Genomic DNA, 26,706 nt, shown 5'->3' with positions numbered 1-26,706 from the left:
TGCTCCCCGGGCGAGGCCGAGCCTTCCGCTCCGTCCATCGCGCGCACCAGGATCAGACCCCATGAACGCCTTTCCGAAGATGGACTTCTCCAAGCTCGGCATGCCCAAGCTCGACCCGGCACGCACGGCGCGGATGATGGAGCGGATGGCCCGGTTGCAGACGCAACAGGCCGCGGCCTACGCCCGCTGGGCCGAGGGCCAGAAGGCCGCGGCCTCCGCCGCCGAGGCGAAGGGCGCGGAGGGCGGCGCGACGATCGACATGCGCCCGCCCGCGAGCCCCGGCGAAGCCTGGACGGCGCCGGATGCCGCGCCGGGCGGTGCTCCGGACAAGCCGGCCTTCGCGCCCCACGGCGACATCGCCGGGGATGTGATGCGGACGATCAAGGCGGCGCTGGCGAAGGGCGGCGTCGGGACCGGTCTGGGCTCCGGCCTCGACGACGGTCTCGGAGCCGCAACGCCGGCCGCGCCGCTCCCGGACGGCGCGCGCTTCGAGGCCCGCACCTTCACGGATGCCGTCGGCAGTCGGAACTACAAGGTCTACGTGCCCAGCGGCTACACCGGTCAAGCGCTGCCGGTCGTGGTGATGCTGCACGGTTGCACCCAGAACCCGGACGACTTTGCGCGCGGGACCCGGATGAACACGGTCGCCGAGGAACAGACGTTCCTGGTGGTGTATCCGGAGCAGCCGCGCTCCGCCAACATGCAGCGCTGCTGGAACTGGTACGAGCCGGGCGACCAGCAGCGCGAGGGTGGCGAGCCCGCGCTGATCGCCGGCATCGTCCGGCAGGTGATCGCGGAATTCTCGGGCGACGCGAGCCGGGTCTATGCCGCCGGTCTCTCGGCAGGCGGCGCCGCGGCCGCGATCCTGGCTTCGACGCATCCCGACCTGTTCGCGGCTGTGGGCGTGCATTCCGGGCTCGCTTGCGGCGCGGCCCGCGACATGCCCTCCGCCTTCGCGGCGATGCGCGGGAGTGGTGCCGGAGCGTCCGGAGGGACGCGGCACGGCGTCCCGACGATCGTGTTCCACGGCGACGGCGACAGGACCGTGAACGTGGCCAACGGCGATCGGGTGGCCGCACAGGGACCGGCCGGACCGGACCTCGCGCAGGCGGTCAGCGCGGGGCGGACGCCGGACGGCGTGGCTTACACCCGCACGGTGCGCAGCGACGCGTCGGGCCGGGCCGTGCTGGAGCATTGGGTACTGCACGGGACCGGCCACGCGTGGTCGGGTGGCGATCCGGCCGGGTCGTTCACCGATGCGCGCGGCCCGGACGCCAGTCGGGAGATGGTCCGGTTCTTCCTGTCGCATGCCGGCCCGGCGAACCCGTCCGGCAGAGCGGCGGCCCGGGGGTGAGCGGCGCCGTCCGCTTGAACGCCCCCGGCCGGGGGCGCGCCGACGGGCCCTGCTGAACCTCAGCGGGGCGTCCCGGGCGCTGTGGCGCCCGTCGCCTCGCCCGGTCCCGACGAGATCGCCCAGAGTTCCGTTGGAAGGCTGATCGGCGCGCCGGGCTTGTAGTCGGCCGAGTCCTGGATGTGGGACGTCGTCACGTAGATCGTGCCGTCCGGCCCCTCGCTGAACGTATCCGGCCACCGCAATTGCGGGTCCTGCACCAGGGTGGTGAGGCCGCTGCCCTTGGCGGTGAGGTCGCGGACCTTCACGGCATTGTCCTGCGGCGAGGTCACGTACATCCGCCCGTCCTTGCGGGCGATCAGCAGGCCGTCGGCGGGGCCGTTCTCGCCGACCGTGACGATCTTCGAGTCCAGCGTCCTGTCGCTCAGCATCTCGGGCACGAACGCGGCGGTCGCCCAACCGGTGAGCGCGTCGGTCGGCAGGCTGTAGAGCGTCTTGCCCTTGATGGCCTGCCAGTACAGCGTCTTCCCGTCCGGCGAGAGGGCGATGCCGTCGGCCGAGAACGCGACGCCGCGGCCATCCGGGCGGCGCAGCGGCTTGCCGTCATACTGCACGGTCACGCTCTTGTCCGGCATGGTCGTGGCATGGCCGGACAGCACGCGCTTGGCGGAGCCGCTGTCGAGATCCACCACGATCAGCGCCCCCTCGGCGCCAGAATCGGTCAGGTAGGCGGTCTTGCCGTCGGGCGCGATCCGCACGTCGTTGATGTAGGAGGCCTGCAGCACCGTGCTGGTGTCGAACGGGATCGTCTTCACGACCTGGTTGGTCTTCAGGTCGATGCCGACGAGCTTGGGGCCGTCCTTGATCACGTGCGCCATGGCGGGCGCGGCCGCATCGACCACCCAGAGACGGTCCTGGCCGTCGGCCACGACGCTCTGCACGCAGACGAAGTGGGTCTTCGGGTCAACCTCGTCCGCCTTGGCGTTGCGCCAGCTGTTCCAGTCCGCGTCGGGGTACGGGACGGGCTTGCCGTCCTTCACCTCGGCCACCGAGACGGGGGCGTCCTCGCTCCAGCGGGGGAAGTTGACGAACATGCGCCCGTCGCGGCTGACGGTGATGCCGGTGACCTGATGCGCGAAGCCCGCCACCTTGGTGAGCTTCCCCGGTCCGGAATTGGCGTCCTGAGCCGCGGCGGGGCCCGCCAGCCCGACGGCACCGGACATCAACGACGCGGCCAGCCCGATGCGAACGCCAACAGCCAGCTTCATAGCGCGCACTCCAATCCGATGATGGGGGATGTTCGGGCCAACGCGTCAGGGCGGGGCCGGGTCCGGGATGCGGCGGGATGCCCCCTCAGCCGCGGCCCCACTCCCGCAGATCCCGGACGAACAGGTCTGGGGCTTCCAGGGCGGCGAAGTGCCCGCCGCGCGGCATCGTCTGCCAGCGCGAGACCGCGTAGCCGCGCTCCAGCCACTCCCGCGGCGGCGCGGGCGTGCGCGGATCCGGGTAGGCCGCGAAGGCCGTCGGCACCGTGACGCGGCGCCCCGGCGGCATCCGGCGGACGCTCTCCTGCTGCGCGCCGGCATAGAACCACGTCGCCGTCGCGAAGGCATCGGTCAGGATGTAGAGCAGGGCGTTGGTCAGGAGCTGATCGTTCGAGAAGACCTGCGCGAAGGGCCGCTCCCGCAGGTCGGCCCAGTCGTGGAAGCGCTCGACCAGCCACGCCAACTGCGCCACCGGCTCGTCCGCCATGGCGTAGCCTAACGAGAGCGGCTTGGTGCCCTGGAGCTGCGCGTAGGCCCCGAGCGCCTGCTGACTGGCCGCGGCCGCCTTCTGCCAGGCCCGCTCCGCCGCGCTCTCGGGTTCGGCATCGGGCTGCACCAGCAGGTAGTTGAGATGGATCGCCTCCAGCGACGCGGCGTGGTCGAGGCCGAGCCAGGCCGCGACACCGGCGCCCCAGTCGCCGCCCTGCACCCGGTATCGGGAATAGCCCAGCCCCTCGCGCATCAGGCGGTCGAACAGACGCGCCGTCGTACGCGGCCCGATCGGCGCGGCGGGCTTTCCCGAGAAGCCGAAGCCCGGCAGCGCCGGGATCACGAGGTCGAACGCGTCCTCCGGCCGCCCGCCGTGGCGCGACGGGAAGGCCAGGGGCTCGATCACCGACCAGAACTCGTAGATCGAGCCCGGCCAGCCGTGGATCAGCAGCAGGGGGCGCCGGCCTTCCGCCTCGCCGACGACGTGGACGGCGTGCAGGTCTAGATCCTCGACCCGGGCCAGGATCTGCGGGAAGCGGTTGAGCTCGGCCGCCGCTTTGGCCTCGCCGAAGCCGTCGAGCCAGTAGGCCCACAGGCCGGCGAGGAATTCCGGGTCGCAGCCGTAGCGCCATCCGGCCTCCGCCGGCAGGCGCGGCATGCGATGGGCCCGCACGCGCTCCCTGACCCAGGCCAGCCGCGCCGCGTCCCAGGCGACGGTGAAATTCTGCATTGGAAGCCTCCCCTCGTATCCGCGGCTCGGGAGAGCGCCGAAGCCCCCCTCTCGGCAGGAGCGGCGCTGATCTGCTTCAACGCGGCCGGGTTGAGACCGTCGCGCCGGGAATGGGCCGGCGGCTATCGCAGCGCCGGGACCGGCTCCCGGGTGGCGGCGATGCGGGCGAGATAATCGACCTTGCTGAGCTGCAGGTGATCGACGCTGAGCTGCGCCAGCGCCCAGCGGTCGCGGTCGCGCAGAAGGTCGATCATGATCCCATGCTGGCTGATCGAGAGCCGAAGGCCGTCGGCATCCGCCAGGGTCTTGGCGCGTATCGGAAGCGTCAGGCCCATATAGTCGGTGAGCGTGCGCACGAGGTACGGGTTCCCGCAGGCCTCGAACAGGGCGACGTGGAAGGCGTCGTTCGCCTCGTGGATGCCGCGCAGGTCGCGCTTCTCCACCTTGTCGCAGTAGGCGTCCTGAAGCGCCTCGAGGCGGGCGATGAGGTCGGGCGCGGCCGGCAGCGCGATCATCAGCATCGCCTGCCGCGTCAGCATCTCGCGGACTTCGTAGATCTGCCGGACCTCCTCGGCGGAGTAGGACCTGACGGTCGCCCCGACGTTCCGCTCCCGCCCGACGACGCCCCGGCGCTCCATCTCGACCAGGGCCTGGCGGATGAAGTGTCGGGAGGCGCCGAAGCGCGCCATCAGGGCATCCTCGGTCAGGCGGGCTCCGGGAGCGAGCCGCCCGAAGATGATGTCCTCCTCCAGGCGCGCCACGATGGCGCCGATGCCCTCGCGCCGGAGGGGCAGGACGGAGTCCACGGAGTCGTCCCCGGTCACCGGGCTTCCGCCCGGCCCGCGAGCCGGTAGCAATCCTCCACGAGCCGCAGCGTCTCGAGATTGTCGGCCGGTTCGGTCTCGAACGGCGCGCCATCCTCCAGGCGATCGATGAAATGCGCGATCGCGGCCGCGTAGGACTCCGCGTAGGTGGCGGCGAGGTCGAAGGTTTGAAGCCGCGTCTCGCGCCCCGTCATCGAGAGCTCGGATCCCCGGAGCCGGATGGCGCCGCCGGGCCCCAGGATCTCCAGGCGGTCGGGGGAGGCAGGCGGGGCTCCGTGCGCCGCGAAGGTCGCGAACACCTGCACGGCGACCCCGCCGGGACCGGCGAGCTGGATCAGCGCCGTGTCCTCCCCCGCGAGGTCCGGACAGGTCCGGCTGGTCGCGCAGGCGGTGACCCGCAGCGGCCCCAGCAGCATGCGCAGCGTGTCGAGGTGATGGATGAGGACCTCGGCGACGAGCATCCGCGCCTCGTCGCGCATGAACGGCTGGCGCTCCAGAGCCGGATAGCGGCCCGCGCCGTCCGGCAGGGTGCCGCTCGTCACGAGATCCAGCCGCGCCGCGAAGGGCCGCCCGATGACCCCGGCGCGCAGCCACGCCGCGGCCTCACGGTAATAGGCGCGGAACCGCCAGTTCTCGTGCACCATCAGACGTGCCCGGCCCTCCACGGCGGCGACCAGCGCCTCCGCCTCCGCGAGCGTCGGGGCCAGGGGCTTCTGGCAGAGGATCGGCAGCCCGTAATCGGCCGCCAGGCGGACGAGCTCGGCATGCACGGCGCGGGGCGCCGCGATGTCGACGGCGTCGAGGCCGCCTGCCGCCAGCAACGCCTGGGCGTCCGGGTAGGTGTGCGGGATCTGGAACGCTTGGGCCCGCGCCTCGCGCCGCTCGGCGGACGGGTCGGCGATCGCGACGACTTCGGCGCGGCCCCTCAGGGCGCCCCAGCCCGCGAGATGGTGCTGGGTGACCCAGCCGGCCCCGATCAGGCCGATCCGCCGGACCGCGCTCAATGGACGGCTCCGGCCCTGCCCGGGCCTCCGGGTAGGGGGCGGCGGGGATGGCGGCCGTGGTCTGCGCGTCGAACAGAAAGGCGGCCTCGGACCGGAAGAACAGGTCGACGATTGCGCCCACTTCGGCGCACGTGTCGCGCGGCAGCCGGGCCGTGCATTCGGTACCGCCCTCCGTCTCCACGGCGAGGAGCGTCTCGGCGCCGAGGGGCTCGACGGCGAAGACCCGCCCTCGGATTCGGCCGGCCGCTGCGCTTCCGGCCGCCTCGGCCGACAGGTGCAGATCCTCCGCCCGGACGCCGAGCACCACCTCGCGGCCGGCGAGGGGGGCGAGCGCGGCCGGCGCCCAGCGCGTCAGCGCGGTCTCGATCGCGGCCGTGCCGACCCGGTCCCCGCCGGTGAGCGGCACGGTGAACAGGTTCATCGGCGGCGAACCGAGGAAGCGGGCGACGAAGGTGTCGGCCGGGTTCCAGTAGACGTCGAGGGGTTTCCCGACCTGGGCGACGCGGCCGCCGTTCATGACGCAGATCCGCGTCCCCATGGTCATCGCCTCGACCTGGTCGTGGGTCACGTAGATCATCGTGGACGCGAGCCGATGGTGCTGCTTGATCAGTTCGTTGCGGGTGTTGACGCGCAGCGCCGCGTCGAGGTTCGAGAGCGGCTCGTCGAACAGGAACACCATCGGCTCGCGCACCATGGCGCGACCGAGGGCGACGCGCTGGCGCTGGCCGCCCGACAGGGCCTGGGGCTTGCGATCGAGATAGGGGACGAGACCCAGCATCGCGGCCGTCTCCCGGACCCGCCGCTCGATCTCGGCGGAGGGCGTGCGGCGGCGCTTGAGGCCGAAGGCGAGGTTCTCGGCGACGGTCATGTGCGGGTAGAGCGCGTAGGATTGGAACACCATCGCGATGTCGCGGTCCTTGGCGGGCACGTCGTTCATCGTCCGGCCGTCGATCGACAGCGTGCCCGACGAGATGGTCTCGAGGCCGGCGATCATGCGCAGGGTCGTGGACTTGCCGCAGCCGGACGGGCCGAGCAGCACCATGAACTCGCCGTCCCCGATCGTGACGTCGACGTTGTCGACCACGACCGGCCCGCCGGAGCCGTAGCGTTTGCAGATCTTCGAGAGCTGAACGACAGCCATCTACGGGCCCTTTACTTGACGGCGCCCGCGGTCATGCCGCGGATCAGCTTCTCGGAGAAGAAGATGTAGACGATGATCACGGGCACGACCGAGATCATGACGCCGGCCGCGATCATGCCGATGTCCTGGAAATGGTCGCCCATGAAGGCCCGGATGCCGATCGGGAGGGTCCGCTTGTCCGGATCGGTGATGAGCACCACCGCGAACAGGAACTCGTTCCAGAGCTGGATGAAGTTGAGGATCAACGTGGTGGCGATCGCCGGCATGCCGATCGGCAGGACGATGCGGCGGAAGATCTCGATGTCGCCGTAGCCGTCCATCTTCGCGGCATCGAACAGGTCCTGCGGGATCCGGGCGAAGAATCCCTCCAGCAGATAGACCGTCAGCGGCAGCTGCAGCGAGACATAGACGAGCGTCAGCCCGAGAAGGCTGTTGTACAGCCCGTAATCGACCAGGATCTGATAGAGCGAGATCAGGGTGATCTGCGGCGGGAAGATGATCGACGAGAACAGGATGCCGTAGACGATGCGGTTGCCGCGGAACCGATAGCGGGCGAGCGCGTGGGCGGCCGCGGCGCCGACCAGCGTCACCACCGCGACCGCGGCGACGACGACGATCGCCGAGTTCCAGAAATAGGTGGCGAAGTCGGAATCGACCCAGGCGATCCGGAACTGTTCCCAGTGGAACGGGCGGGGCCAGGCGTAATGGTCGGCCGAGATCTCGCCCGTGGTCCGCACCGACATGGTCGCCAGCCACAGGAACGGCCCGAGCGTGTACGTGCTGTAGGCGGCGATGGCGACCGCGAGGGCCGTGCGGCTCGCCAGGAAGCCGCCCCGCCCGGCGGCCGGGGGCAGGGTCGCGTCGGCGCTCACGTCAGTACTCCAGCCGGTCGCGGGACTTGAAGACCCGGTTGAGGATGATGACCGCCGCGCAGACCACGCCGAACCAGACCGTCGCGATCGCCGACGGATAGCCGAGGTCGAAGGTGTTCCAGTTGAAGGCGCGCTTGTAGACGTAGGTCGAGACCGTCTCGGTCGCCCAGAGCGGCCCGCCGCCGGTCATGATCCAGACGAGGTCGAAGACCTTCATCTTCCCGATGAAGGCGAGGACGTAGAGGTTGAGCAGCGTGGGCCGCAGCATCGGCACGATCACGTAGCGCAGCTTCGCGCCCCAGCCGCAATTGTCGAGTTCGGCCGCCTCCAGCACCTCGGACGGCAGGGCGTGGATCGCCGCGAGGCAGACCACCATGTTGAACCCGGCCCATTTCCAGGCATGCGTCACGATGAGGGACGCCAGCGCGGTGTTCGGGTCGCCGAGCCAGGAGCGGGCCAGCGCGTCGAGCCCGACGGCCCGGAGGCCCTCGTTCACCACGCCCCAGTCGTAGTTGTAGATCCACATCCACAGGATCGCGACCACGACGTAGGAGAGCAGGACCGGCGTGAACCACGCGACCCGGAGGAAGCGCGCGAACGGGACGCCGGCATAGAGCGCGAGCGCCAGGAGCAGGCCCGTCGCGACGTCAAGCACCGGGGCGACGAAGGCCCACACGAAGGTGTTGCGGACCGCGATCCAGAATGTCTCGTCGCCGATGAGGTCGCGATAATTGGCGAGCCCGACGTAGGTCCGTTCCGACCCCTCGATCGTGAACAGGCTGTCGAAGATCGTCCGGAAGGCCGGATAGGCCGTCAGCCCGAGATAGATCACGAGCGCGGGGGCGAGGAAGACGAGCAGGACGGGCCAGCTCGCCCGCCGCGGGTCCGACACCCGACCCAATGCCGGTGCATCCTCTGCGGGCGGCGCCGTCGTCTTGAGTGCCGTCGTGCCCGCCACCGCGTCAGCTCCCCTTGCGGCAGGCCGCGTCCATCTTGTCGGCGGCCTCGGCCACGCCGATCAGGCCGGCCGGGAAGGCGTTGTTCATGACCTGGGTGTACGTTTCGGCGCACTTGGACCGATAGTACAGCAGCGGCGTTCCGAAGAAGTAGGTCGCGCCCTTGTTGCGGGCGTTCAGCTCGGCGAAGTACTCGGCGTGGCTCGAGTTGATCTTCGCGGGATCCGATTTCAGGCCGGTCTGCAGGGAGACCTGCTCCATCCACTTGTCGCCATTCCCGGCGGTGGCCATGGAGTCGAGCAGCGCGCCGGCGCAAGGTTTGTTCTTCCCGCGCGCATACATCACGAAGCTGCCGGCCACCGCCAGCGTCTTGCAGGTCGGGCACTTGCCATCGTCCATGGCGGGGAACTGCATGATGCCGAGGGGGAAGTTCGCCGGCATGCCGCCGCTCTCCGGTGAGGCGAAGGCGCGTCCCGTGAACCAGCTCGGATCCGGGAAGGTCAGGGCGCCCGGCTTCTGGTAGAAGTAGTAGTGCGACTCGCCGAGCTTCAGCGTCGCGAAGCTCTTCGGGTAGGCGCCAGCATCCACCAGCCCCTTGAACCACGTCATCACCTCTTGGACGCGCGGATCCTTGAAGGACAGCGTCCCGTTCAGGAGCTTCCCGTAATCCTCGGTGCCCAGCTTGCGCAGGAGCGACTCGAACAGGAGCAGGCCGCCCGGGAACGGCCGGTCGCCGACGCCCTGCGACACGGGCGTGATGCCGGCCGCGGCCCCCTTCCTGACCAGGTCCGCGAAGCCGGCCTGTGTCAGCTGATAGGACGGCGGCACCTCGACGCCGACCTTCTTCACCAGATCCTTGTTGTAGTACAGCTCGACCGTGTAGGCCTCGACCGGCAGGCCGTAGACCTTGCCCTTGTAGGTCCAGGCCGGCTTGGCCCAGTCCTCGAACTTGGCCAGGTCGACATGGCCATCGAGCGGTTCGAGGAAGCCGCCCGCCAGGAATTCGGGCTGGTCAGGCTCCAGGTAGAAGACGTCGGGGGCCGGCCTGTGCGAACGGCGGATTTCGCCTGCGTGTAGATGTCGGCCTTCGGGATGAAGCTGAGTTTGACCGCGCATTGCTTGTTGGTGGCTTCGAATTCCCGGACGCGAGCGGCCACCCAATCCTTCTTGGCCGGCTCGTCAGGCCAGTTCGACCACATGGTGATCTGGACGGGCTCGGCCGCCACGGCAGTCCCGGCCGCGAGCAGGCCCGCGCCGAACGTGAACGCCAGTCCAAGGCCAGCCCTGGGCATCGCGCCTTCCTCCCTCATGTTTGTTGCCCAGATCGTCCGCGACTGGTTCGGGATTGTCAATAAATATGCGGCCGACGCGGGTCGATCGCGGGCACCAGACGCCAGTCTCGTGGATTTTATTGATAATCGAGGATCAGGTCGCACATGCGTAAGCGCCGGCGGCGGCCCGTTTCCGGGCGTTCCGCCGGGTTGAGAGATCGTCGGGAGGGTGGACGGGCTCCGTGGGCCGCGCCTGCGCCAAAGCGATATTGAGCGGCCACCGGCAAGCACAGGTTCCGTTCCGCGCGATCGTTCGTCCCATTTGCGCCCGGCCGGACGCTATCGAGTGACGATCTCAGGTGTTCTTCTCATTGAAGCGGACCACCGAACCTGCGGCAGGATGGACAGCGCCGCGCCGAGTATGGCCGATTGTCGCCAACGCCGGGCTTAAGCATCGGCGACGGGACGGATACGCCAATGAAGACGACGCGTCGCGTTTTCCTGACAGGTGCCGCATCCGCCATCGCGGGCGGTCTGGCGCCGGGGGTGATCCGCTCGGCCTGCGCGCAGGGCGCCGGGTCGACGATCCGGATCGGCATGGTTCTGCCGGTGACGGGCCCGGGTGCGGATGCCGGCCGCTACGCCCTCGCCGGGGCCAAGATCGCCCTGGAGGCGGTCAACAAGGCCGGCGGCGTGCTGGGCAAGCCCCTGGAGATCGTCACCGAGGATGACCAGACCACCAATCCCGGCGCGGTCTTCGCCTTCTCCAAGCTCGCCTCGCAGAGTGACCTCGTCGGCTTCCTGGGCTCGATCCGCTCGACCCAGAACCACGCCATGGCGCCCGACATCCTGAAGACCGGCAAGCCCGTCTGCTTCGGCGGCACCGACCCGGTTCTGACCCAGCTCGGCAATCCCTGGCTGTTCCGCTTCCGGCCCAACGACAGCTTCTCGGCCCGGGTGATCGCCGAGCACGGCGTCAACGGACTGGGGAAGAAGAAGTGGGCGATCATCCACTCCACCGACGCCTTCGGCACGAGCGGCGCCAAGGCGCTGACCGAGAGCCTCGCTAAAGGCGGCGCCACGGTCGCCCTCGACCAGGGCTACACCAACCAGAGCCAGGACTTCACGCCGGTCGTGCTGGCGATCCGCCAGTCGGGCGCCGACGTGATCGGCTCGTACTTCACCTTCGAGAACGACATCGGCATCTTCGCTCGGCAATTGCGCCAACTCGGCGTCACCGCGCCGTGGGTCGGCTCGCCCTCGATCACCAACGTGACGGCGCTGAAGCTCGCCGGGCCGTCGCTCTACGGCACCTACGGCGTGGCCGACTACGCCGAGGAATCGAGCGACGCCGCCCGGGCCTTCGGCAATGCCTACCGGGCCGCCATGAAGGTCGCCCCCGACAACCAGTCGTCTTGGACCTTCGACGCGGTGACGGTGCTGGCCAAGGCGATCAACACGGCGGGCAAGACCGACCCGCAGGCGATCCGCGAGGCCCTGCTCGCGGTGCGCGGCCACGAGGGCGCTGAGGGTACCTACAACTTCGACAAGAACGGCGACGGCCTGCACGGCTACAACGTCGTGCGCAACGACAAGGGCAACATCGTCTTCGACCGGCGGATCGACTTTTACCAGGGCTGAGACGCGCCGATCGAGACAGGCCTCGGGGCCGCACCGATCCGGCCGGATCGGCGCGGCCCCGGCGCATCCCCGAGGAAGCAACGCGTGCGGACCGCATGGACCTGATCCTGCAACTCCTCTTCACCGGGATCGGCATCGGCTCCGTCTACGCCCTGGTGGCGCTCGGCTTCGTGCTGATCTTCCGCGCCACCAACGTGGTGAACTTCGCGCAAGGCGAGTTCTCGATGGTGGCGGCCTTCCTGATGGTGGTCTTCGCCGTCGACCTGCAATGGCCCTACTGGCTGTCGCTGCTGCTCACCCTCGGCGGGATGGCCCTGCTCGGCGCCCTGTTCAACCTGGGCGTCTACTACCCGCTGCGGCACCGCAGCTACCTGCCGGTGATCATCTCGACCATCGGCGCCTCGATCTTCCTGGCCAACACCACGCTCGCTCTCTACGGCCCGCAACCACAGGTGCTGCCGCCCGTGTTCGAGACCCAGGGCTTCCTGCTCGGGCCGGTCTTCCTCGACAGCCAGTACCTGCTGATCATCGCCGCGACGGCCACCCTGGTGGCGTTCCAGTACTGGTTCTTCGAGCACACGCTGGTCGGCAAGAAGCTGCAGGCGACCTCGCAGGACAAGGAGATGGCCGCGCTCCTCGGCATCCCGGTGGCCGGCATGATCATGCTGACCTTCGTGTACAGCGCGGTGCTCGGCGGCATCGCCGGCATCCTGGTGGCGCCGGTGCTGTTCGTGTCGATCCAGATGGGCGCCACGATCGCCCTCAAGGCCTTCGCGGCGACGATCATCGGCGGCTTCGGCGACGTCACCGGGGCGATCATCGGCGGCTTGGCGCTCGGCATCATCGAGACCTTCGGGGCGGCCTACATCTCGGTGCCCTACAAGGACGCCTTCGCCTTCCTGGTCCTCGTGGTCTTCCTGGTCGTGCGCCCGCAGGGCCTGTTCGGCGAGCGCGTGGCGGAGAAGGCATGAGCGGCACCCCCACCCCGATCACCGGCCCGGCCGCCGCGGCCCCGGCCTCCACCCCCGCGGCGCGCCGCCGGCTCCCCCTCGGCAGCCTCGCCTACGCGGTGCTCGCCGCGGCCCTCGTCGCGCTCGCCGCGACGACGCCGCTCAGCGGCTACGCCCTGAACATCCTGATGCAGGCGGCGACCTACGCCATCGCGGTGATCGGGCTCACCGTGGTGCTCGGTCTGTGCGGGCAGATCAACTTGGCCCAGGCCGGCTTCTTCGGCATCGGCGCCTACGCGGTCGGCCTCGGCACGGTCGACGGCGGTCTCAACTTCTGGATCTGCCTCGTCACCGGCCTCGGCCTCGCCGTGGTGCTGGGCGCCGCGCTCGGCGCCTCCACGCTGCGGCTCGGCGGCCACTACCTCGCCATGGTGACGATCTCGTTCCAGCAGATCCTGACCCTGGTCCTCACCAACTGGATCCCCGTCACGCACGGGCCCGACGGCGTGCCGAACATCCGCCGGCCGGCCCTCTTTGCCGACGGGCAGAGCTACCTGGCCCTGTGCGTGCTGGTGCTGGCCGTCGTCGGCTGGCTCGTCTGGCACATGCCGCGGACCCGGCTCGGGCGCGCCATGCGGGCCGTGCGCGACAACGAGCTGGCGGCGGGCGTCTCGGGCATCGACATCTACCGCACCAAGGTCGCGGCCTTCGCCCTTGGGGCGCTGCTGGCGGGGCTCGGCGGCGGGCTGTTCGCCGGCAGCTTCACCTATATCAGCCCGGACCAGTTCTCCTTCGCCGAGTCGATCGTCTTCCTGACGATGGCCCTGCTCGGCGGCGTCGGCTCGCCGGTGGGCGCCGTGATCGGCACCGCCCTGCTGATCCTGATCCCGGAATGGCTCCGCTTCCTCAAGGAGATCCCGGGGCTGTACCTCGCGATCTACGGGCTCGCGGTGATCCTGATCGTGGTGTTCATGCCGGACGGGATCTGGGGCTTCCTCGGCGACCAGGTCCGGCGCCTGCGCCGCGCCCGTCCGGCCCCGTCGCCCGCCGCCGAACTGACCCTGACCCAGGGTGAGGCGTCCGCCGCGCCGATGCTGGAGGTCTCGGGGCTCGCCAAGCATTTCGGCGGCCTCAAGGCCGTGGACGCGGTGAGCTTCACGGTGGCGCGGGGCGGGATCCACGCGCTGATCGGCCCGAACGGTTCCGGCAAGACCACGACGCTCAACGTCCTCTCGGGCCTCTACAGCCCCACGGGCGGCACCGTCCGGCTGGCCGGGCAGGACGTCACGCGCCTGCCCCCGCACCGGCGGGCGGCGGCCGGGATCGGCCGCACCTTCCAGAACATCCGCCTGTTCCGCTCCATGAGCGCCCTGGAGAACGTCGTCATCGGCGCCGAGCGGCCCAACAACCCGCTCGCCGCCCGCGACCGGGCGACCCTGGAGGCCCGCGCCCGGGCGGCGCTCGCCTTCGTGGGGCTGGAGGCGCGGGCGCAGGAGCCGATCTCCGGCTTCTCGTACGGTCACCAGCGCCTGATCGAGATCGCCCGGGCGCTCGCCGGCAATCCCGTGCTGCTGCTCCTCGACGAGCCCGCCGCGGGGCTCAATTCCAGCGAGAAGAACGCCCTGACGGTGCTCCTGCGCCGGATGGCCGCCAAGGGCCTGACCATCCTGATCATCGACCACGACATGACGCTGGTGAGCGACGTGGCCAGCCACATCACCGTGCTGAACTTCGGCCGGTGCATCGCGGACGGCGTCACCGCGGGGGTGCTGCGCGAGCCCGCGGTGATCCAGGCCTATCTCGGCGAGGACGCCGCCGCCGGCCCGGCGGCGAGCCTCAAGACCGACCTCGCTCCGGTGTGATCTCGCGATGACGACGCCCCTCCTCGAGATCCGCGACCTCGTCGTCCGCTACGGCGAGATCGAGGCCGTGCGCGGCCTGTCCTTCTCGGTCGGCGCCGGGGAGGTGGTGACGCTGCTGGGCTCCAACGGCGCCGGCAAGTCCACGACCCTGAAGGCGATCTCCGGGCTGGTGCGCCCCGCCGCCGGCACGATCCTGCTGGAGGGGAAGCCCCTGGAGGGTCTCAAGCCCGAGGCGATCGTGCGGCTCGGCGTCGCCCACGTGCCGGAGGGGCGGCGGGTCTTCCCGGGGCTGACCGTCCGCGAGAACATCATGCTGGGCGCCTCGAACCGCTCCGGCTTGCCCAAGCGGGCGCTGCGCGACGAGGTCGAGGCGATGTTCGACCTGTTCCCCGACATCCGCCGGTTCGGCGACGCGCTGGGCTGGACGCTGTCGGGCGGCCAGCTCCAGATGGTGGCGCTCGCCCGCGGCCTGATGGCCAAGCCTCGCATCCTGCTCCTCGACGAGCCCTCGCTCGGCCTCGCCCCGGTCATCGTCCAGGCGGTGTTCGCGATCATCGCCGAGGTGCGCCGCCGCGGAACCACGGTGCTGCTGGTCGAGCAGAACGCCCGGATGGGTCTCTCGGTGGCCGATCGCGGCTACGTGCTCGAGACCGGCCGGCTGGTCCTGGAGGGCGAGCCGCAGGCGCTCTGGGCGAACGACGAGATCCGGTCGGCCTATCTCGGTGGGCGCACGAAGCCCGAACTCTCGGCCTCCGGCTAACGCGCGTTCGGCCGCGACCGGGCGGAGAGGCTTGGCCCCGCGGACGGGAGAGATAGGTCGGAAAGCAGGGCCCGCACGACCCTGAGATGATTACGACGTGCCACCAACTACCTCGAATGCCCAGAGGACAGGGTAAGTGGTGGAGCTGAGGGGATTCGAACCCCTGACCTCCGCAGTGCGATTGCGGCGCTCTCCCATCTGAGCTACAGCCCCGTCGAGGCGCCGGCCTTGTAGGCGCGGGCGGCTCAGCCTGTCAATTCCTGTTTCACCGTCGTCCGCCACGCGCCGCTCCGGCGCTGGGTCGCGGGCGCCCCGAGGATAGCGCGCGAACCCGCATGAACGCCCTGATCTGGCTCTTCGACACGGTCGTCCAGCTCTTCATCTACGTCCTCATCGCCAGCGCGGTCCTCAGCTGGCTCGTGGCCTTCAACGTGGTGAACGTGCGCAATCCGATCGTCGCGCAGATCGGCGAGGTGCTCTACCGGATCACCGAGCCGGTGCTGCGGCCGATCCGCAACCTGCTGCCCAATCTCGGCGGCGTCGACATCTCGCCGATCATCCTGATCCTGCTGCTGCTGTTCATCAGCCGCCTGCTGCACGAATATGCCGTGCCTGCAACCTACGTTTACGCGCAGTAGGATCGCCCGACTGTGAAGACGAATCCCGGCCGCTTCTTCGAGGATTTCCGCCTCGGCGAGACCATCCGCCATGCCACCCCGCGCACCGTGACGGTGGGGGACGTGGCGCTCTACACGGGGCTCTACGGGCCGCGCTTCGCCGTGCAGTCGTCGGACGCCTTCGCGCGCGCCTTCGGCTACCCGAAGAGCCCGCTCGACGACCTGCTCACCTTCCACATGGTGTTCGGCAAGACCGTGCCGGACGTGTCCCTCAACGCGCTCGCCAATCTCGGCTACGCCGAGGGCGGGTTCCGGCGGCCGGTCTATCCGGGCGAGACCCTGTCGACCGTCTCCGAGGTGATCGGCCTCAAGGAGAGCTCGAACCGCCAGACCGGCGTGGTCTACGTGCGCTCGGTCGGCTCCGACGAGCATGGCGAGACCGTGCTGAGCTATTGCCGCTGGGTCCTCGTGCGCAAGCGCGACCCCGAGGCCGCGATCGCCGAGGAGCACGTGCCGAGCCTCGCCAAGGTGGTCGACCCGCGGGATCTCGCGGGCGCCCTGCCGAAGCTCTCGGCCGCCGCCTACGATACGGATCTGGCCGGCAGCCCGCACCGCTTCGCGGATTACGCGGTGGGCGAGAAGATCGACCACGTCGACGGCATGACCGTCGAGGAGGCCGAGCACCAGATCGCCACGCGCCTGTTCCAGAACACCGCGAAAGTCCATTTCGACGGCCTCGCCGCCAAGGACACCCGGTTCGGCCGGCGGCTGATCTACGGCGGCCACGTGATCTCGCTGGCCCGGGCGCTCAGCTTCAACGGGCTCGCCAACCTGTTCGCGATCGCCGGCATCAATGCCGGCCGCCACGTGGCGCCGCTCTTTGCCGGCGACACGGTCTATGCCTGGAGCGAGGTGCTGGATTCGGCCGATGTCGGCCGCGACGATGTCGGGCTCCTGCGCCTGCGCACGGTCGCCACCAAGAACCAGCCCTGCGGTGCCTTCCCGGACCGCGCGGGCGAGGGCTATGACCCGGCCGTGATCCTCGACCTCGACTACTGGGCCTTCGCGCCGAAGTAGCGCGGGCGCACGGACCCGCACGCCGTGGCGGCCAGGATCCCGAAGGGGCACGCCGTGACCGTGCGGCGCGCGGGGCCGGAGGATGCCCCCGCGATCGCCGCGATCCACGTGACCGCCTGGCACGAGACCTATACCGGCCTCCTGCCCGACACGATGATCTCCGCCCTCACGGTGGAGGTGCGGCAGGCTTGGTGGGCGCAGCTTCTGAGCAATCCGCCGGCGACGCGCGGCGGCGCGGCGTACCTGGCCGCGCTTGACGGGACGCCCGTTGGATTCGGCACCTGCAATGCCCAGCGCTCGGACGTGCTGGCGGCGGCGGGCTTTGACGGGGAGATCAGCAGCCTCTACGTCCTGCGCGCCGCGCAGGGGCGGGGGCGGGGCGGGCACTCATGGCCCGGATGGCGACGCGTCTGCTGCGGGCGGAGTACCGCGCCGCCGGGCTCTGGGTGCTGCGCGAGAATGCGTCCGGCCGGCGCTTCTACGAGGGCTGTGGCGGCACGCTGCTCGACGGGGATGCGGGTCTCCGCGTCCAGGGCCGGTTCACGGAGGTCGCCTATGGCTGGCGCGATCTCGCGCCGCTCACGGTCCTCGCACCGGATCCGGGCTTAGGTCCGGGCGCCCCGCGGCCGGCGCGCCGCACGGCGCCTCCGCGGGCCCGTGCGCGCGGGGGATGACCGGCCGTCGGGCGCCTCAGCGGATGCCGGCGCCCACCACCCCGGCCTCGACCGCCAGGGAGAGGCGGTCCGTGACCGCCCACTCGACGCCGACGCCCGCCACCGGCCGCACCGCGATGTCCTGGCGGGTGAACGGCAGCGTCGACGGCGTCGGGCCGACCCGCAGGGTCTCGTGGAGCGCCACGGCGCCGCCCTTGGCGTAGAGCAGCACGTCCGGGGTCAGGAGCGTCCCGACCTTCACCTCCAGAGCACCGGCGAAGTCGCGCGCATAGGCGAGGCGCCCGTAGCCCGGCGTCAGGTTGCCGTCGAGCCCGGCCAGATAGTCGAACCCGCCGCTGATCCCGTAGAGGATCGGGCCCGCCTGCCACATCCGGCCGCCCTCGAAGCCGATCGTAGGGCCCGAATAGCTGCCGAAGTGCCGGGAAGAGGTCACCGCGTACCCGGTCGACAGGCGGGCGTAGGAGCCGGTCCAGCGGCCATACGCGTCCTCGGCCGTCTCGGGCCACGCGAAGGAGGGCAGCGGCGCGAAGCCGATCGAGGGCCACAGGAGCGCCTGGGCCGCGGCCGGCGACGCCTGAAGCAGGCAGAGGCCGAGGCAGAGGCCGGCGGCAGGGCGGAGCGGACGCGAGGCGGCACGTCGAGTCATGCGGCCATGTTAGCCGAAGGCGTCGGGCTGCAACAGGGCAAGCTTGGCCACCGACGCCGGCTCCGGGCCGCTCCGGCCGGAACATGAGGGCCGCCCGCCGTCTTGCCGTCAGCGTAGGGCGAAGGGCGAGAGGCGGGCGCGATGCAGGGATACGGAATGGCGTTCGGCCTCGGGCTCGTGGCCGGGATGCGCAGCATGTCGGCCTGTGCCGCCCTGACCTGGGCCGCGGCGGACGGCCGGACGCGCGGCGCCTTCATTCCGGCCGGTGCCGGGGCGCGGGCGCTCGCCACGACGGCGGCGCTGGCCGAGATGGCGGGGGACAAGATGCCGTTCGCGCCCGACCGGCGCATCCCGCCGTCCTTCGCGGTCCGGCTGGCCATCGGCGCGGCGGGCGGCTGGGCCCTGACCGAGCGGCACGCGTATCCCGACTACGGGGCTCTGGCCGGTGTCGCGGGGGCGGTCGCCGGGACGCTTCTCGGTCGCGCGGCTCGGGGGTCGGATTCGCGCACGGCGCCGGGCCGGGCCAGGGGCTGGTCGAGGACCGGCCGCCGCCGGTCTCGCGGCGGCGATCTTGGTCTCGGCCGAGCGTCAGAGGCCGATCTAGCGCACGCGGCCGGTGCGGCCACGCCGGCTACCCGTCGTCTTCGTAAGCGGAGCGCAGCCCTCCGGCCGCGCCGGGCTCGCCGATTCCCGCCGCCCTGGATTGCTCCGCTCACGGGGAGGATTAGCAGCTGCGCCGACTGGGAACGACATCACGCTGTGTCGGCTCCCTTCTGAAGATCGCGGTCCCGTTGGTCGCGCAGCCGCAAAAGCCGTTTTATTTTCGTCACCAACAGTCCCGCGGCCGCCGATTTGTCCTGTCCCGCGCGGTGCAATTCGCGAAGACGATGCAGCAGAGCGGTGACTTCCTCATCGGCCGCCACGATCTCGGCATTCTGCTGAAGCAAGTCTCGGATCCAGGTGTCCGACATGCACCCCCCAAAAGCTTCCCCCGGCAGCGGCCGCCTGACGCTTTGAGGTTTTCCCCTCATCGCCGCATGCCTCACGAACTCGTGAGGTATGGTACTTGCTGTACATGCTATCAGGCCCTCACGGGGAAGCCAACCATGTCCGAGGACAGGCCGGTCGCGACGGCTGTCGCTGTTCGCGAACTTGTCGGTGCCGAATTCATCGACGGGGGCGATACCGTCGCCGTCCGCTTCGCGGCAGCAGATGGCCAGATCATCGGGGTATTGATCCCGCGACGGGTGTTCGCTGAGCTGCAGGCGACTGTGCCTGATGGATCAGATCGTCAGCGATAAGCCGGGTTCGTATCGGGCAGATGCGCCGCGTCCGCATTCGGGCGCAGGGCCACGGTTCTCTCTCCACCGCAAGCCGACGTTGCTGGACGGCTGGCGAATGGCCGCTTCCAGGGGGCACCGAAGGCGATCCGGGCGGTTGCCAGGGGGCGGCAACCAGAACGATCGCGCGGGGTAAATTTCCGTCGGTCCGCGTCCGAGCGGTGAACGCATCGGAGCGGACCTTGCTGGCCGGCTGGCCTAGAAGCCAATTCGGCGAAATCAAGTGATCATCACAGCACTTTTGAAGGGCCTCCCGCGCATCCTGTCCGGATGCGATGGAGGTAGGCTATGCGGACGTGGGTGGCGGTGGGCGTGGCATGTCTGACCCTGGTGGGGAGCATCAACGTGGCCGAGGCGCGCGCACGGATGCGCCTGTCGTTCGGGCGTACGGTGGCGCCCCAGCGGCCCGTCATGCCGGCCCCCACCGCTGCCGCAGCTCAGACTGGCTCCGCCGGACGGATCGGCTACCGGCCTGCCATCACGATCACGCCGGGCCAGGCCGCCGTCGCAGCCGCCGCGACCACGGTGCCGCTCGCAAGCTCCGGCGATGCGACCGCCGGCGCCGATCTGACGGCGCGGATAGAGCCTTCTGCGGTGCCCCCAGTGCCCGCGTCGCCGCGCATCCGTGAGGTCCGCGCGGTCGCCCCGCCCTGCGAGGCTGGCAAGCGCGTTGGCGGTGTGGAGCATGAGGACGCCGGCTTCTGCCTGATCAACTGATCGCGTTCGCTGTCAGTCCCAGGTTTCGATCCAGGAGCCGGAACACGTCCATGTCAGGGGGTGCGCCATTCTTGGCGCTCGAAACGTCCGCGACGGCAGAACGGTTCGGCCGCAGATCCCAGCTATTCGAGTCGACTGCAGCATCGAAGGCTGAAATCTAACAGACACTGCATGAAGCATCTCAGGCTTTGCCAGCACACCGATGATGCTTGTCCGCAAAACTGTCCACACGCTACGAAGCCCTGTGCAAGCCAGGATCGATGCGCAGCCGACAGCGCAATCAAGTCATACGCGCAGCGCTGACTTATAATCCCGCTCCCGTGACCACAAAATATGAATTATTTTGCTTGCCAATCGGTTCTGGCACACAGAATAATGCATGCCGCCATGCCAATATCGAAACCTGACAAACGGTTTCGGCGAGGGCCGGCAATGCGGCGGCGTGCACGCCAAGTCTATAGCACGTCGCCGAATGTCAGCGCAGGGATGAGGGAGGAAGCTCATGGCCATGCCAGATGCCACGCCGGCTACGGCAATACCCAGTACAAATCGATGGCTGCAGATCGTGCTCGGCGTGATCTGCATGGTTGCAGCGGCGAACATCCAGTACGCCTGGACGCTGTTCGTTCCCGAGATCCAGAAGACTTTCGGTTGGGACCGCGCCGCGATCCAGGTCGCCTTCACGATCTTCGTCGTCGTCCAGACCTGGCTGACCCCGATCGAGGGCTATTTCATCGACAAGTACGGCCCTAGCCGCGTCGTCATGTTCGGCGGTCTGATGACGGGCCTGGCCTGGGTCATCAACTCCTACGCCACCAGCCTGAGCGGCTTCTATCTCGGCTCGGTGGCCGGCGGCATCGGCGTCGGTTGCGTCTACGCCACCTGCGTCAACAACGCGCTCAAGTGGTTCCCGGACAAGCGCGGCCTGGCGGTCGGCCTCACGGCGGGCGGCTACGGCGCCGGCTCGGCGCTCACCATCCTGCCGATCGCCAAGATGATCGATGGCGGCAACTACGCCCAGGCCTTCTTCGTCTTCGGCCTGATCCAGGGCGCGATCATCATCGCCGCCGCCATAGCCATGCGCGCGCCGCGCAAGGATCAGGTGCCGTTCTCCACCAAGGTCCTGCAGTCGCGGCGCGACTACACGCTGGGCGAGGCGCTGCGCACCCCCGTCTTCTACGTGATGCTGCTGATGTTCACCTGCACGGTGACGGGCGGCCTGATGGCGGTGGCCCAGCTCGGCGTGATCGCGCAGGATCTCGGGGTGAAGAACTTCCAGGTCAACCTGTACTTCTTCGCCATGGCGGCGCTGCCCTTCGCGCTGATGCTCGACCGGATCATGAACGGCATCTCGCGCCCGCTCTTCGGCTTCGTCTCGGACCGGATCGGACGGGAGAAGACGATGTTCATCGCCTTCGCGATGGAGGGCATCGGCATCGTGGCCCTGGGCTATTTCGGCTCCAATCCGTGGGCCTTCGTGATCCTGTCCGGTGTGGTGTTCCTGGCCTGGGGCGAGGTCTACTCTCTGTTCAGTGCCACCGCCGCCGATACCTTCGGCTCGAAGCACATCGGCAAGATCTACGGCGTGCTCTACTGCGCCAAGGGTTTCGCGGCGCTGTTCGTGCCGGTGGGTAACCTGATCATGCAGGCGACCGGGACCTGGGCGACGGTCCTGTATACGGTGGCGACCATGGACCTGATCGCCGCAATCCTGGCGATCGCGGTGCTGCGGCCGATGCTCAAGCAGCACCACGCGGCGAACAACGACGCGGCGGCTCCGGCGCTGAAGCTGGCGCACGCCTGAGCGTCCGGCTCGGCCGCCCTGCGGCCCAGGGGAAGTCGCGATGCCCCGGCTCCGGAATTCCGGAGCCGGGGCAGAGATGAAAGGCCAGGTCGCGCGTCGTCGGCAGGCATAGCGTCAGTTCATCGATGCGCCTGATCGCCCGAGACAACCTTGAGACTTCGAGCGTACGCCGACGATCGAGCGAGACACAGCTTCGCTGACGCATCGCTCCGACACACTCTCTGGACTTGGCGCCAAAATCGATTCTCGCGTTCCTGGAGCCGACTGTGCTGCAGCCTCCTGAGACCTCTCTGGGTCTCGCCTCGATCGGACAAACCGTGAGCCTGCGTGAGCAGGCCTACGACAGCATCAAGCGATCGATTCTGGCGATGGATCTCTATGACGGATCGGCCCAGGTCCGGCTGCACGAACACCAGATCGCGCAGGATCTCGGCATCAGCCGCACGCCGGTCAGAGAAGCCCTGACGCTTCTGGAACGGGAGGGCTTTGTCTGCACGGTTCCGCGCCGCGGCCTCTTCGTGACGCGCAAGACCAAGCGCGAGATCGTCGAGATGATCACGGTCTGGGCCGCGCTCGAGGGCTTGGCAGCTCACTCCGCCGCGAGGCACGCCAGGGATGCCGATCTTCGCGAGCTCGGCAAAGCCTTCCAAGACTTCGATCGGTCGACATTGCCGGATCGGTTGAACGCTTATGAAGAGGCCGACCTCGACTTCCACCAGACGATCATCCGTCTCGGCGGCTGTGGGTTGATGGTCGAGATGACAGCCAACCTGTTCATCCACATGCGGGCGCTTCGATCGACCTTCCTCCATCGGCCTGGGAGGATTGAAGACTCGATGCGCGAGCATGCCGGCATCATCGCCGCGCTGCAGGCCCGCGACGCGGATCAGGCTGCAATCCTCGTCCGCGACCATGCGCTTGGGCTGGTCGCACACGTCGAAGCGCATTGGGCTTGGCCGGGGGGATGAGCGTCACCTCTGGCGGAGGACCGACCTATGCTACCGTCCGTTCAGATCACCGATCTGCTTGGCCTCGGCTTCCTGATCCTCGGACTCGTCGGGGCAGGTGTTGCCAGTGCAAGCCGGTCGCCGCGTTTCGCTGAGGAGCCGCGGGAGGAACTCGCGGGCGGAGCGCTGCTGGTGGCGATCCTCGGCCTCGCCTTCGTGCTTGCTGAATGAGCGGCGCGGCGCGAGAGGAGTCGGCCTGTTCGCGTTCGACGGCGACTCAGCCCAACGCCACCGATGGCCGACTTGCACGCACGTGCCGACGGACGAAACTCGGGAGGGCCCGAGTTTGGACGGGGCGGGCGTTTCCGGATCGAGGCGCGGAACGCGCCATGATCCGGACGGTCAAGGATACGCCTCCAGCCGACGCTTGAGGCTGGCGGGCCGGGTGAGACGGCCCCCGCATGGCTCAGGCCAGGGTCGGGACCGCGCCGGTGAAGCCTGCGGCGGGCCTGTCGGCGTCGAAGTGATGAGCCAGTGCCACCGCGACCGCGAAGTTGGCGATGGCGGCGAACGGCAGAAGGGCGAGGGCGGTGAGAAGGGTCATCAGCGGCGTCCTGTTGTGCGATGCGTAATAAGTGATATCGCACCGCACACACCCCTCTGGTATACCACATGCCTCACGCCAGATATGCGGCGCCTGCATGAGCGTGCTGGGACTAATAACGGCCGTGGTCGATGATCAGCATCCACATCATGAGCGCGGCAGCGACAGAGGGGCCGCTCGGCGAAGCGTAGAACAGGGCTCCCTGTTGGACTTGCCAAGGTCTCGCCATCTGCTTCGACCTTCGCTTCGCTCGGAGGTGCGTTCTCGCGCAACGATCGCTGAAACACCTGGGTATTTCAGCCCGATCCACCCGGAGCCGGAGTTGCCGGACGGCTGGCGAAGGGCTGCCTCCGGGAAAGGCCGGAGGCAATCCGAGCGGCGGCTGTGGGCCGCAAGTGGCAATGGCCACGTTCGGATCAGACGCTGAGGTCCAACTGCAATCCCCAATCGGCCAGTGACGTAAGGCGGCTCACGGGACGTCGCGCGGCGCAACAGCAAGCCCTTGTTTTGCGAGCCCGCGCAGGCGTTCCGCCCGTGGGCGCGCCGTCGGTCGGCATGCAGAGAGGACGCTGCGCCGTCCTCGAACCGTCACGCCCGTGAGTGTCGGCTTCCGTGCGCCAACGCCGCCAGCATCCCGGCTTCAAGTGCAGATTTGAAAAAGCGCACCGACGATGAGTGGCACATTCGAAAACTGCGGCCCATCGCCAGCATCGTTCTATGATTGGCTGAAATGTCTGCACGATATTGTCATAGCGGAAGTAATTATCGACGCTTATCTGCGAGAGGAGCGTATCCGTGGCTGCATGATATTGGATCTTTCTTCAATCTTTGAAAAATTACAATTTTAAAAATGATCTTTTCAGCAAACAAGTCTTGCCGAATCATCTGAGTCGTGGGGGAGGCGTGCCGCGGGACGTCTACAGAAACATTTCTGGAAGATGATCTTACATCTCCGAACTTGCGCCCGGTATACTGTAATAACTCTATGACGACGATGCCAGCCGAACGCGTCAATCTGTTTTTGACGAAGCGGATTGCAATCATATCCGTGGCGCTGATGGGCTGCCTGAACGCGGCGTCCGCTGAGGAGCGTCCGATTGAGCCGGGCGTCACCCTTGAAGAAATCTCGGTTGAGACCGTCTCCGCGCGCCGCGGGCCGATGCCAGCCTATGCCGGCGGTCAGGTCGCGCAGGGCGGACGGCTGGGCGTGCTCGGCGACACCGAGGCGCGGAAGGCGCCCTTCAGCATCACCAGCTACACCGAGACCCTCATCCGCGACCGGCAGGCGCGGACGGTCAACGAGGCCCTCGCCCTCGATCCCTCGGTGCGCGCCACCCAGACCACGGGGGCGCCGTTCGACTCCTTCTCCGTCCGCGGCTTTCCGGCCAACGAGAATACCAGCGGCGAGGTCGCCTTCGACGGCCTCTACGGGATCGCGCCGACCTTCCGCATCTTCACCGACTACGCGGAGCGCATCGAGGTCCTGAAGGGCCCCTCGGCGGCATTGACCGGGGTCTCGCCGAACGGCGCGGTCGGCGGGGTGGTCAACATCGTCCCCAAGCGTGCCGGCGAAGACCTGACCCGCGTGACCTTGGATTACGGCTCCGCCGCCTGGGGCGGCAGCCAGCTCGACGTGGCACGCCGCTGGGGCGCAGGGCGGGAATGGGGCGCCCGGGTGGTCGGCAGCCTGCACGGCGGCGCCACGCCCTTCGACCACCAGACCGAGACGACCGGCGTCGGGGCGGTGGCCCTCGACTACCAGGGCGACCGGTTCCGCGCCTGGCTCTACCTGCTGGCACAGACCGACCGCTTCAACGCCCCGTTGCGTCCGTTCCTCCTGAGAGCCGGCGTGCCCGTGCCGCGGGCACCCGACGGCCACCTGAACCCGACCCAGCCCTGGGAGTATTCGGACATCGACGATCACGGCGGCCTGCTGCGCACCGAGTACGACCTCACCGACCGGCTCACGCTGTTCGCGGATGTCGGCGGCGGACGGACGGGGGTGGAGCGCTACTTCCAATCCGCCCCGACGATCCTCAACCTGCGCGGCGACACGACCAGCACACCGCAATTCTACGCTCTCGGCGTCGACCGGCTGACGGCCGACGGCGGCGTGCGGGCGCGCTTCGAGACCGGGTTCATCCACCACGCCGTCACGGTGCAGGCTTCTGCGTACACGGAGGACACGGACCGGTGGGTTTCCCCGGCCGGGGCGCCTACCTGTCGAACCTCTACGCGCCCACCCGTGGGGCCTCCATCGCGCCGATCTACAGCGCCGGCCGACCGCGCTTCTCCGACAGCACCCTGTCGGGGGTTTCGGTGGCCGACACGCTGTCGGCCCTGGACGAGCACGTCCTGTTGGCCCTCGGTGTGCGCCGCCAGCGCGTCGAGGCCCACAACTACGTGTCGAATGTCGGCACCCTGGCCTCGTCCTACGACAAGAGCGCCACCACCCCGGTGGTCGGCCTCGTGGTCCGGCCCTGGGATGCAGTCTCGCTCTACGGCAACTACGCCGAGGGCCTGAGTCGCGGCGACGTGGCACCGCTGGTGGCGAGAAACTCCGGCGAGATCCTGGCGCCCTACGTGGCCCGTCAGGTCGAGGCCGGCGTCAAGCTCGATCTCGGCCGGCTCGGCGCCACGCTCGGCGCCTTCCGGATCACGAAGCCCGGCGGCGAACTCGGGCCGCAGAACCGCTTCGCCCAGACGGGCGAGCAGCGCGTCAGCGGGCTCGAAGTCAGCCTGTTCGGCGAGGTCACCCCGCAGGTGCGGGTGGTCGGCGGCGTCACGCTGCTCGACGGCGTGCTCACGAAGACGGCCCTGGCCGCCAATCTGGGCCACCGGCCGATCGGGGTGCCGGGGGTGCAGGCGAGCCTAGGCGCGGAGTGGGATCTGCCGGGATCACCGGGCCTGACGCTTGAGGGCGCGGTGCTCTACACCGGACGCCAGTTCGTCGATCTGGCGAACACGCAGGCCCTGCCGGACTGGGCGCGGCTCGATCTCGGCCTGCGCTACGCGACGGTGATCGGCGCGCACAGGACGACATTCCGCGCGCACGTGCTGAACGTGACCGGGGCGAACTACTGGACCGGCGTCGCCACGTTCGGGACCTTCTTCCAGGGCGCGCCGCGCACCTACCTGCTGTCGATGGCGGTCGACCTGTGAGC

The 26,706-nt window shown here is 69.1% G+C and carries 24 protein-coding genes, 1 tRNA gene and 4 pseudogenes; 17 read left to right on the top strand and 12 right to left on the bottom strand.

Annotation, left to right across the window (positions count from 1 at the left end; all coding sequences use genetic code 11):
- Window positions 1-61: 61 nt before the first annotated feature.
- Window positions 62-1,354, top strand: coding sequence for an extracellular catalytic domain type 1 short-chain-length polyhydroxyalkanoate depolymerase (locus M6G65_RS24060; RefSeq protein WP_238196871.1), 1,293 nt, complete (start codon window positions 62-64; stop codon window positions 1,352-1,354).
- A 59-nt stretch (window positions 1,355-1,413) separates the two neighbouring features.
- Here the strand turns inward: M6G65_RS24060 and M6G65_RS24055 are convergent, their stop codons facing one another.
- The 8 genes and pseudogenes from M6G65_RS24055 to M6G65_RS24020 form a co-directional block, all read right to left on the bottom strand.
- Window positions 1,414-2,574, bottom strand: a complete 1,161-nt coding sequence (locus M6G65_RS24055) for an L-dopachrome tautomerase-related protein (RefSeq protein WP_373323785.1) — start codon at window positions 2,572-2,574, stop codon at window positions 1,414-1,416.
- A 130-nt stretch (window positions 2,575-2,704) separates the two neighbouring features.
- Complete coding sequence (locus M6G65_RS24050; protein ID WP_250102972.1) at window positions 2,705-3,835, bottom strand: epoxide hydrolase family protein; 1,131 nt, start codon at window positions 3,833-3,835, stop codon at window positions 2,705-2,707.
- A 122-nt stretch (window positions 3,836-3,957) separates the two neighbouring features.
- Window positions 3,958-4,641: a GntR family transcriptional regulator gene (locus M6G65_RS24045; protein ID WP_238196874.1), complete on the bottom strand. Its 684-nt coding sequence runs from the start codon at window positions 4,639-4,641 to the stop codon at window positions 3,958-3,960.
- Between the two features lie 14 nt (window positions 4,642-4,655).
- Window positions 4,656-5,663, bottom strand: a complete 1,008-nt coding sequence (locus M6G65_RS24040) for a Gfo/Idh/MocA family protein (RefSeq protein WP_238196875.1) — start codon at window positions 5,661-5,663, stop codon at window positions 4,656-4,658.
- 112 nt (window positions 5,664-5,775) lie between these two features.
- A pseudogene (locus M6G65_RS24035) lies at window positions 5,776-6,804 on the bottom strand (ABC transporter ATP-binding protein); the annotation flags it as partial.
- Window positions 6,805-6,815: 11 nt separating this feature from the next.
- Entirely contained in the window at window positions 6,816-7,676 is an 861-nt protein-coding gene (locus M6G65_RS24030; RefSeq protein WP_250102971.1) for a carbohydrate ABC transporter permease, read from the bottom strand.
- Window position 7,677: 1 nt separating this feature from the next.
- Window positions 7,678-8,634, bottom strand: a complete 957-nt coding sequence (locus M6G65_RS24025) for a carbohydrate ABC transporter permease (protein ID WP_238196878.1) — start codon at window positions 8,632-8,634, stop codon at window positions 7,678-7,680.
- A gap of 4 nt (window positions 8,635-8,638) precedes the next feature.
- Window positions 8,639-9,748, bottom strand: coding sequence for an ABC transporter substrate-binding protein (locus M6G65_RS24020; protein WP_250102970.1), 1,110 nt, complete (start codon window positions 9,746-9,748; stop codon window positions 8,639-8,641).
- Window positions 9,749-10,380: 632 nt separating this feature from the next.
- Between M6G65_RS24020 and M6G65_RS24015 the strand changes: the two genes are divergently transcribed.
- From M6G65_RS24015 to M6G65_RS24000, 4 genes are all read left to right on the top strand, one after another.
- Window positions 10,381-11,544 (top strand): ABC transporter substrate-binding protein, encoded by a 1,164-nt coding sequence (locus tag M6G65_RS24015; protein ID WP_238196880.1) that lies wholly within the window; start codon window positions 10,381-10,383, stop codon window positions 11,542-11,544.
- Between the two features lie 95 nt (window positions 11,545-11,639).
- A complete protein-coding gene (locus tag M6G65_RS24010; protein ID WP_238196881.1) occupies window positions 11,640-12,515 on the top strand; it encodes a branched-chain amino acid ABC transporter permease in 876 nt (291 codons plus the stop codon).
- Entirely contained in the window at window positions 12,512-14,356 is a 1,845-nt protein-coding gene (locus M6G65_RS24005) for a branched-chain amino acid ABC transporter ATP-binding protein/permease (RefSeq protein ID WP_238196882.1), read from the top strand. The genes M6G65_RS24010 and M6G65_RS24005 overlap by 4 nt, the downstream gene beginning before the upstream one ends.
- A gap of 7 nt (window positions 14,357-14,363) precedes the next feature.
- Complete coding sequence (locus M6G65_RS24000) at window positions 14,364-15,116, top strand: ABC transporter ATP-binding protein (RefSeq protein ID WP_238196883.1); 753 nt, start codon at window positions 14,364-14,366, stop codon at window positions 15,114-15,116.
- Window positions 15,117-15,253: 137 nt separating this feature from the next.
- Here M6G65_RS24000 and M6G65_RS23995 read toward each other — a convergent pair.
- Window positions 15,254-15,329, bottom strand: a tRNA-Ala gene (locus M6G65_RS23995).
- A 122-nt stretch (window positions 15,330-15,451) separates the two neighbouring features.
- Here M6G65_RS23995 and M6G65_RS23990 point away from each other — a divergent pair.
- From M6G65_RS23990 to M6G65_RS23980, 4 genes and pseudogenes are all read left to right on the top strand, one after another.
- A complete protein-coding gene (locus tag M6G65_RS23990; RefSeq protein WP_091722957.1) occupies window positions 15,452-15,754 on the top strand; it encodes a YggT family protein in 303 nt (100 codons plus the stop codon).
- 12 nt (window positions 15,755-15,766) lie between these two features.
- On the top strand, window positions 15,767-16,810 hold the full coding sequence (locus M6G65_RS23985; protein WP_238196884.1) for a MaoC family dehydratase: 1,044 nt from the start codon (window positions 15,767-15,769) through the stop codon (window positions 16,808-16,810).
- Window positions 16,811-16,963: 153 nt separating this feature from the next.
- A pseudogene (locus M6G65_RS33800) lies at window positions 16,964-17,131 on the top strand (GNAT family N-acetyltransferase); the annotation flags it as partial.
- Window positions 17,132-17,199: 68 nt separating this feature from the next.
- Window positions 17,200-17,484: a hypothetical protein gene (locus tag M6G65_RS23980; protein ID WP_250102969.1), complete on the top strand. Its 285-nt coding sequence runs from the start codon at window positions 17,200-17,202 to the stop codon at window positions 17,482-17,484.
- Between the two features lie 16 nt (window positions 17,485-17,500).
- Here the strand turns inward: M6G65_RS23980 and M6G65_RS23975 are convergent, their stop codons facing one another.
- A complete protein-coding gene (locus M6G65_RS23975; protein ID WP_238196886.1) occupies window positions 17,501-18,130 on the bottom strand; it encodes an outer membrane protein in 630 nt (209 codons plus the stop codon).
- A 141-nt stretch (window positions 18,131-18,271) separates the two neighbouring features.
- Between M6G65_RS23975 and M6G65_RS23970 the strand changes: the two are divergent.
- A pseudogene (locus tag M6G65_RS23970) lies at window positions 18,272-18,734 on the top strand (hypothetical protein).
- 148 nt (window positions 18,735-18,882) lie between these two features.
- Here M6G65_RS23970 and M6G65_RS23965 read toward each other — a convergent pair.
- Window positions 18,883-19,077, bottom strand: coding sequence for a hypothetical protein (locus M6G65_RS23965; protein ID WP_250102968.1), 195 nt, complete (start codon window positions 19,075-19,077; stop codon window positions 18,883-18,885).
- Window positions 19,078-19,236: 159 nt separating this feature from the next.
- On the opposite strand from M6G65_RS23965, the gene M6G65_RS23960 reads away from it, so the two are divergent.
- The 5 genes from M6G65_RS23960 (at window position 19,237) to M6G65_RS23940 (ending at window position 23,169) form a co-directional block, all read left to right on the top strand.
- Window positions 19,237-19,431, top strand: a complete 195-nt coding sequence (locus M6G65_RS23960; protein ID WP_238196889.1) for a hypothetical protein — start codon at window positions 19,237-19,239, stop codon at window positions 19,429-19,431.
- Between the two features lie 384 nt (window positions 19,432-19,815).
- Window positions 19,816-20,187: a hypothetical protein gene (locus M6G65_RS23955; protein ID WP_250102967.1), complete on the top strand. Its 372-nt coding sequence runs from the start codon at window positions 19,816-19,818 to the stop codon at window positions 20,185-20,187.
- Between the two features lie 502 nt (window positions 20,188-20,689).
- On the top strand, window positions 20,690-21,991 hold the full coding sequence (gene oxlT / locus M6G65_RS23950; RefSeq protein WP_283214864.1) for an oxalate/formate MFS antiporter: 1,302 nt from the start codon (window positions 20,690-20,692) through the stop codon (window positions 21,989-21,991).
- A 266-nt stretch (window positions 21,992-22,257) separates the two neighbouring features.
- Window positions 22,258-22,959: a GntR family transcriptional regulator gene (locus tag M6G65_RS23945; protein WP_238196891.1), complete on the top strand. Its 702-nt coding sequence runs from the start codon at window positions 22,258-22,260 to the stop codon at window positions 22,957-22,959.
- Window positions 22,960-22,986: 27 nt separating this feature from the next.
- Entirely contained in the window at window positions 22,987-23,169 is a 183-nt protein-coding gene (locus M6G65_RS23940) for a hypothetical protein (protein ID WP_192710728.1), read from the top strand.
- Window positions 23,170-23,404: 235 nt separating this feature from the next.
- On the opposite strand, the gene M6G65_RS23935 is transcribed toward M6G65_RS23940, so the two are convergent.
- Complete coding sequence (locus M6G65_RS23935) at window positions 23,405-23,542, bottom strand: hypothetical protein (RefSeq protein WP_192710729.1); 138 nt, start codon at window positions 23,540-23,542, stop codon at window positions 23,405-23,407.
- Between the two features lie 985 nt (window positions 23,543-24,527).
- On the opposite strand from M6G65_RS23935, the pseudogene M6G65_RS33795 reads away from it, so the two are divergent.
- Together M6G65_RS33795 and M6G65_RS23925 are read left to right on the top strand one after the other, a co-directional pair.
- Window positions 24,528-25,010, top strand: a pseudogene (locus M6G65_RS33795) (TonB-dependent receptor plug domain-containing protein); the annotation flags it as partial.
- A 194-nt stretch (window positions 25,011-25,204) separates the two neighbouring features.
- Window positions 25,205-26,704, top strand: coding sequence for a TonB-dependent receptor (locus M6G65_RS23925; RefSeq protein ID WP_250104280.1), 1,500 nt, complete (start codon window positions 25,205-25,207; stop codon window positions 26,702-26,704).
- The last annotated feature ends 2 nt before the right edge of the window (window positions 26,705-26,706 follow it).

The sequence above is a fragment of the Methylobacterium tardum genome (genome assembly GCF_023546765.1).
Lineage (GTDB): Bacteria > Pseudomonadota > Alphaproteobacteria > Rhizobiales > Beijerinckiaceae > Methylobacterium > Methylobacterium tardum.
The sequence above is the reverse complement of the archived record's forward strand: the minus strand, read 5'-3'. Positions and strand labels throughout refer to the sequence as shown.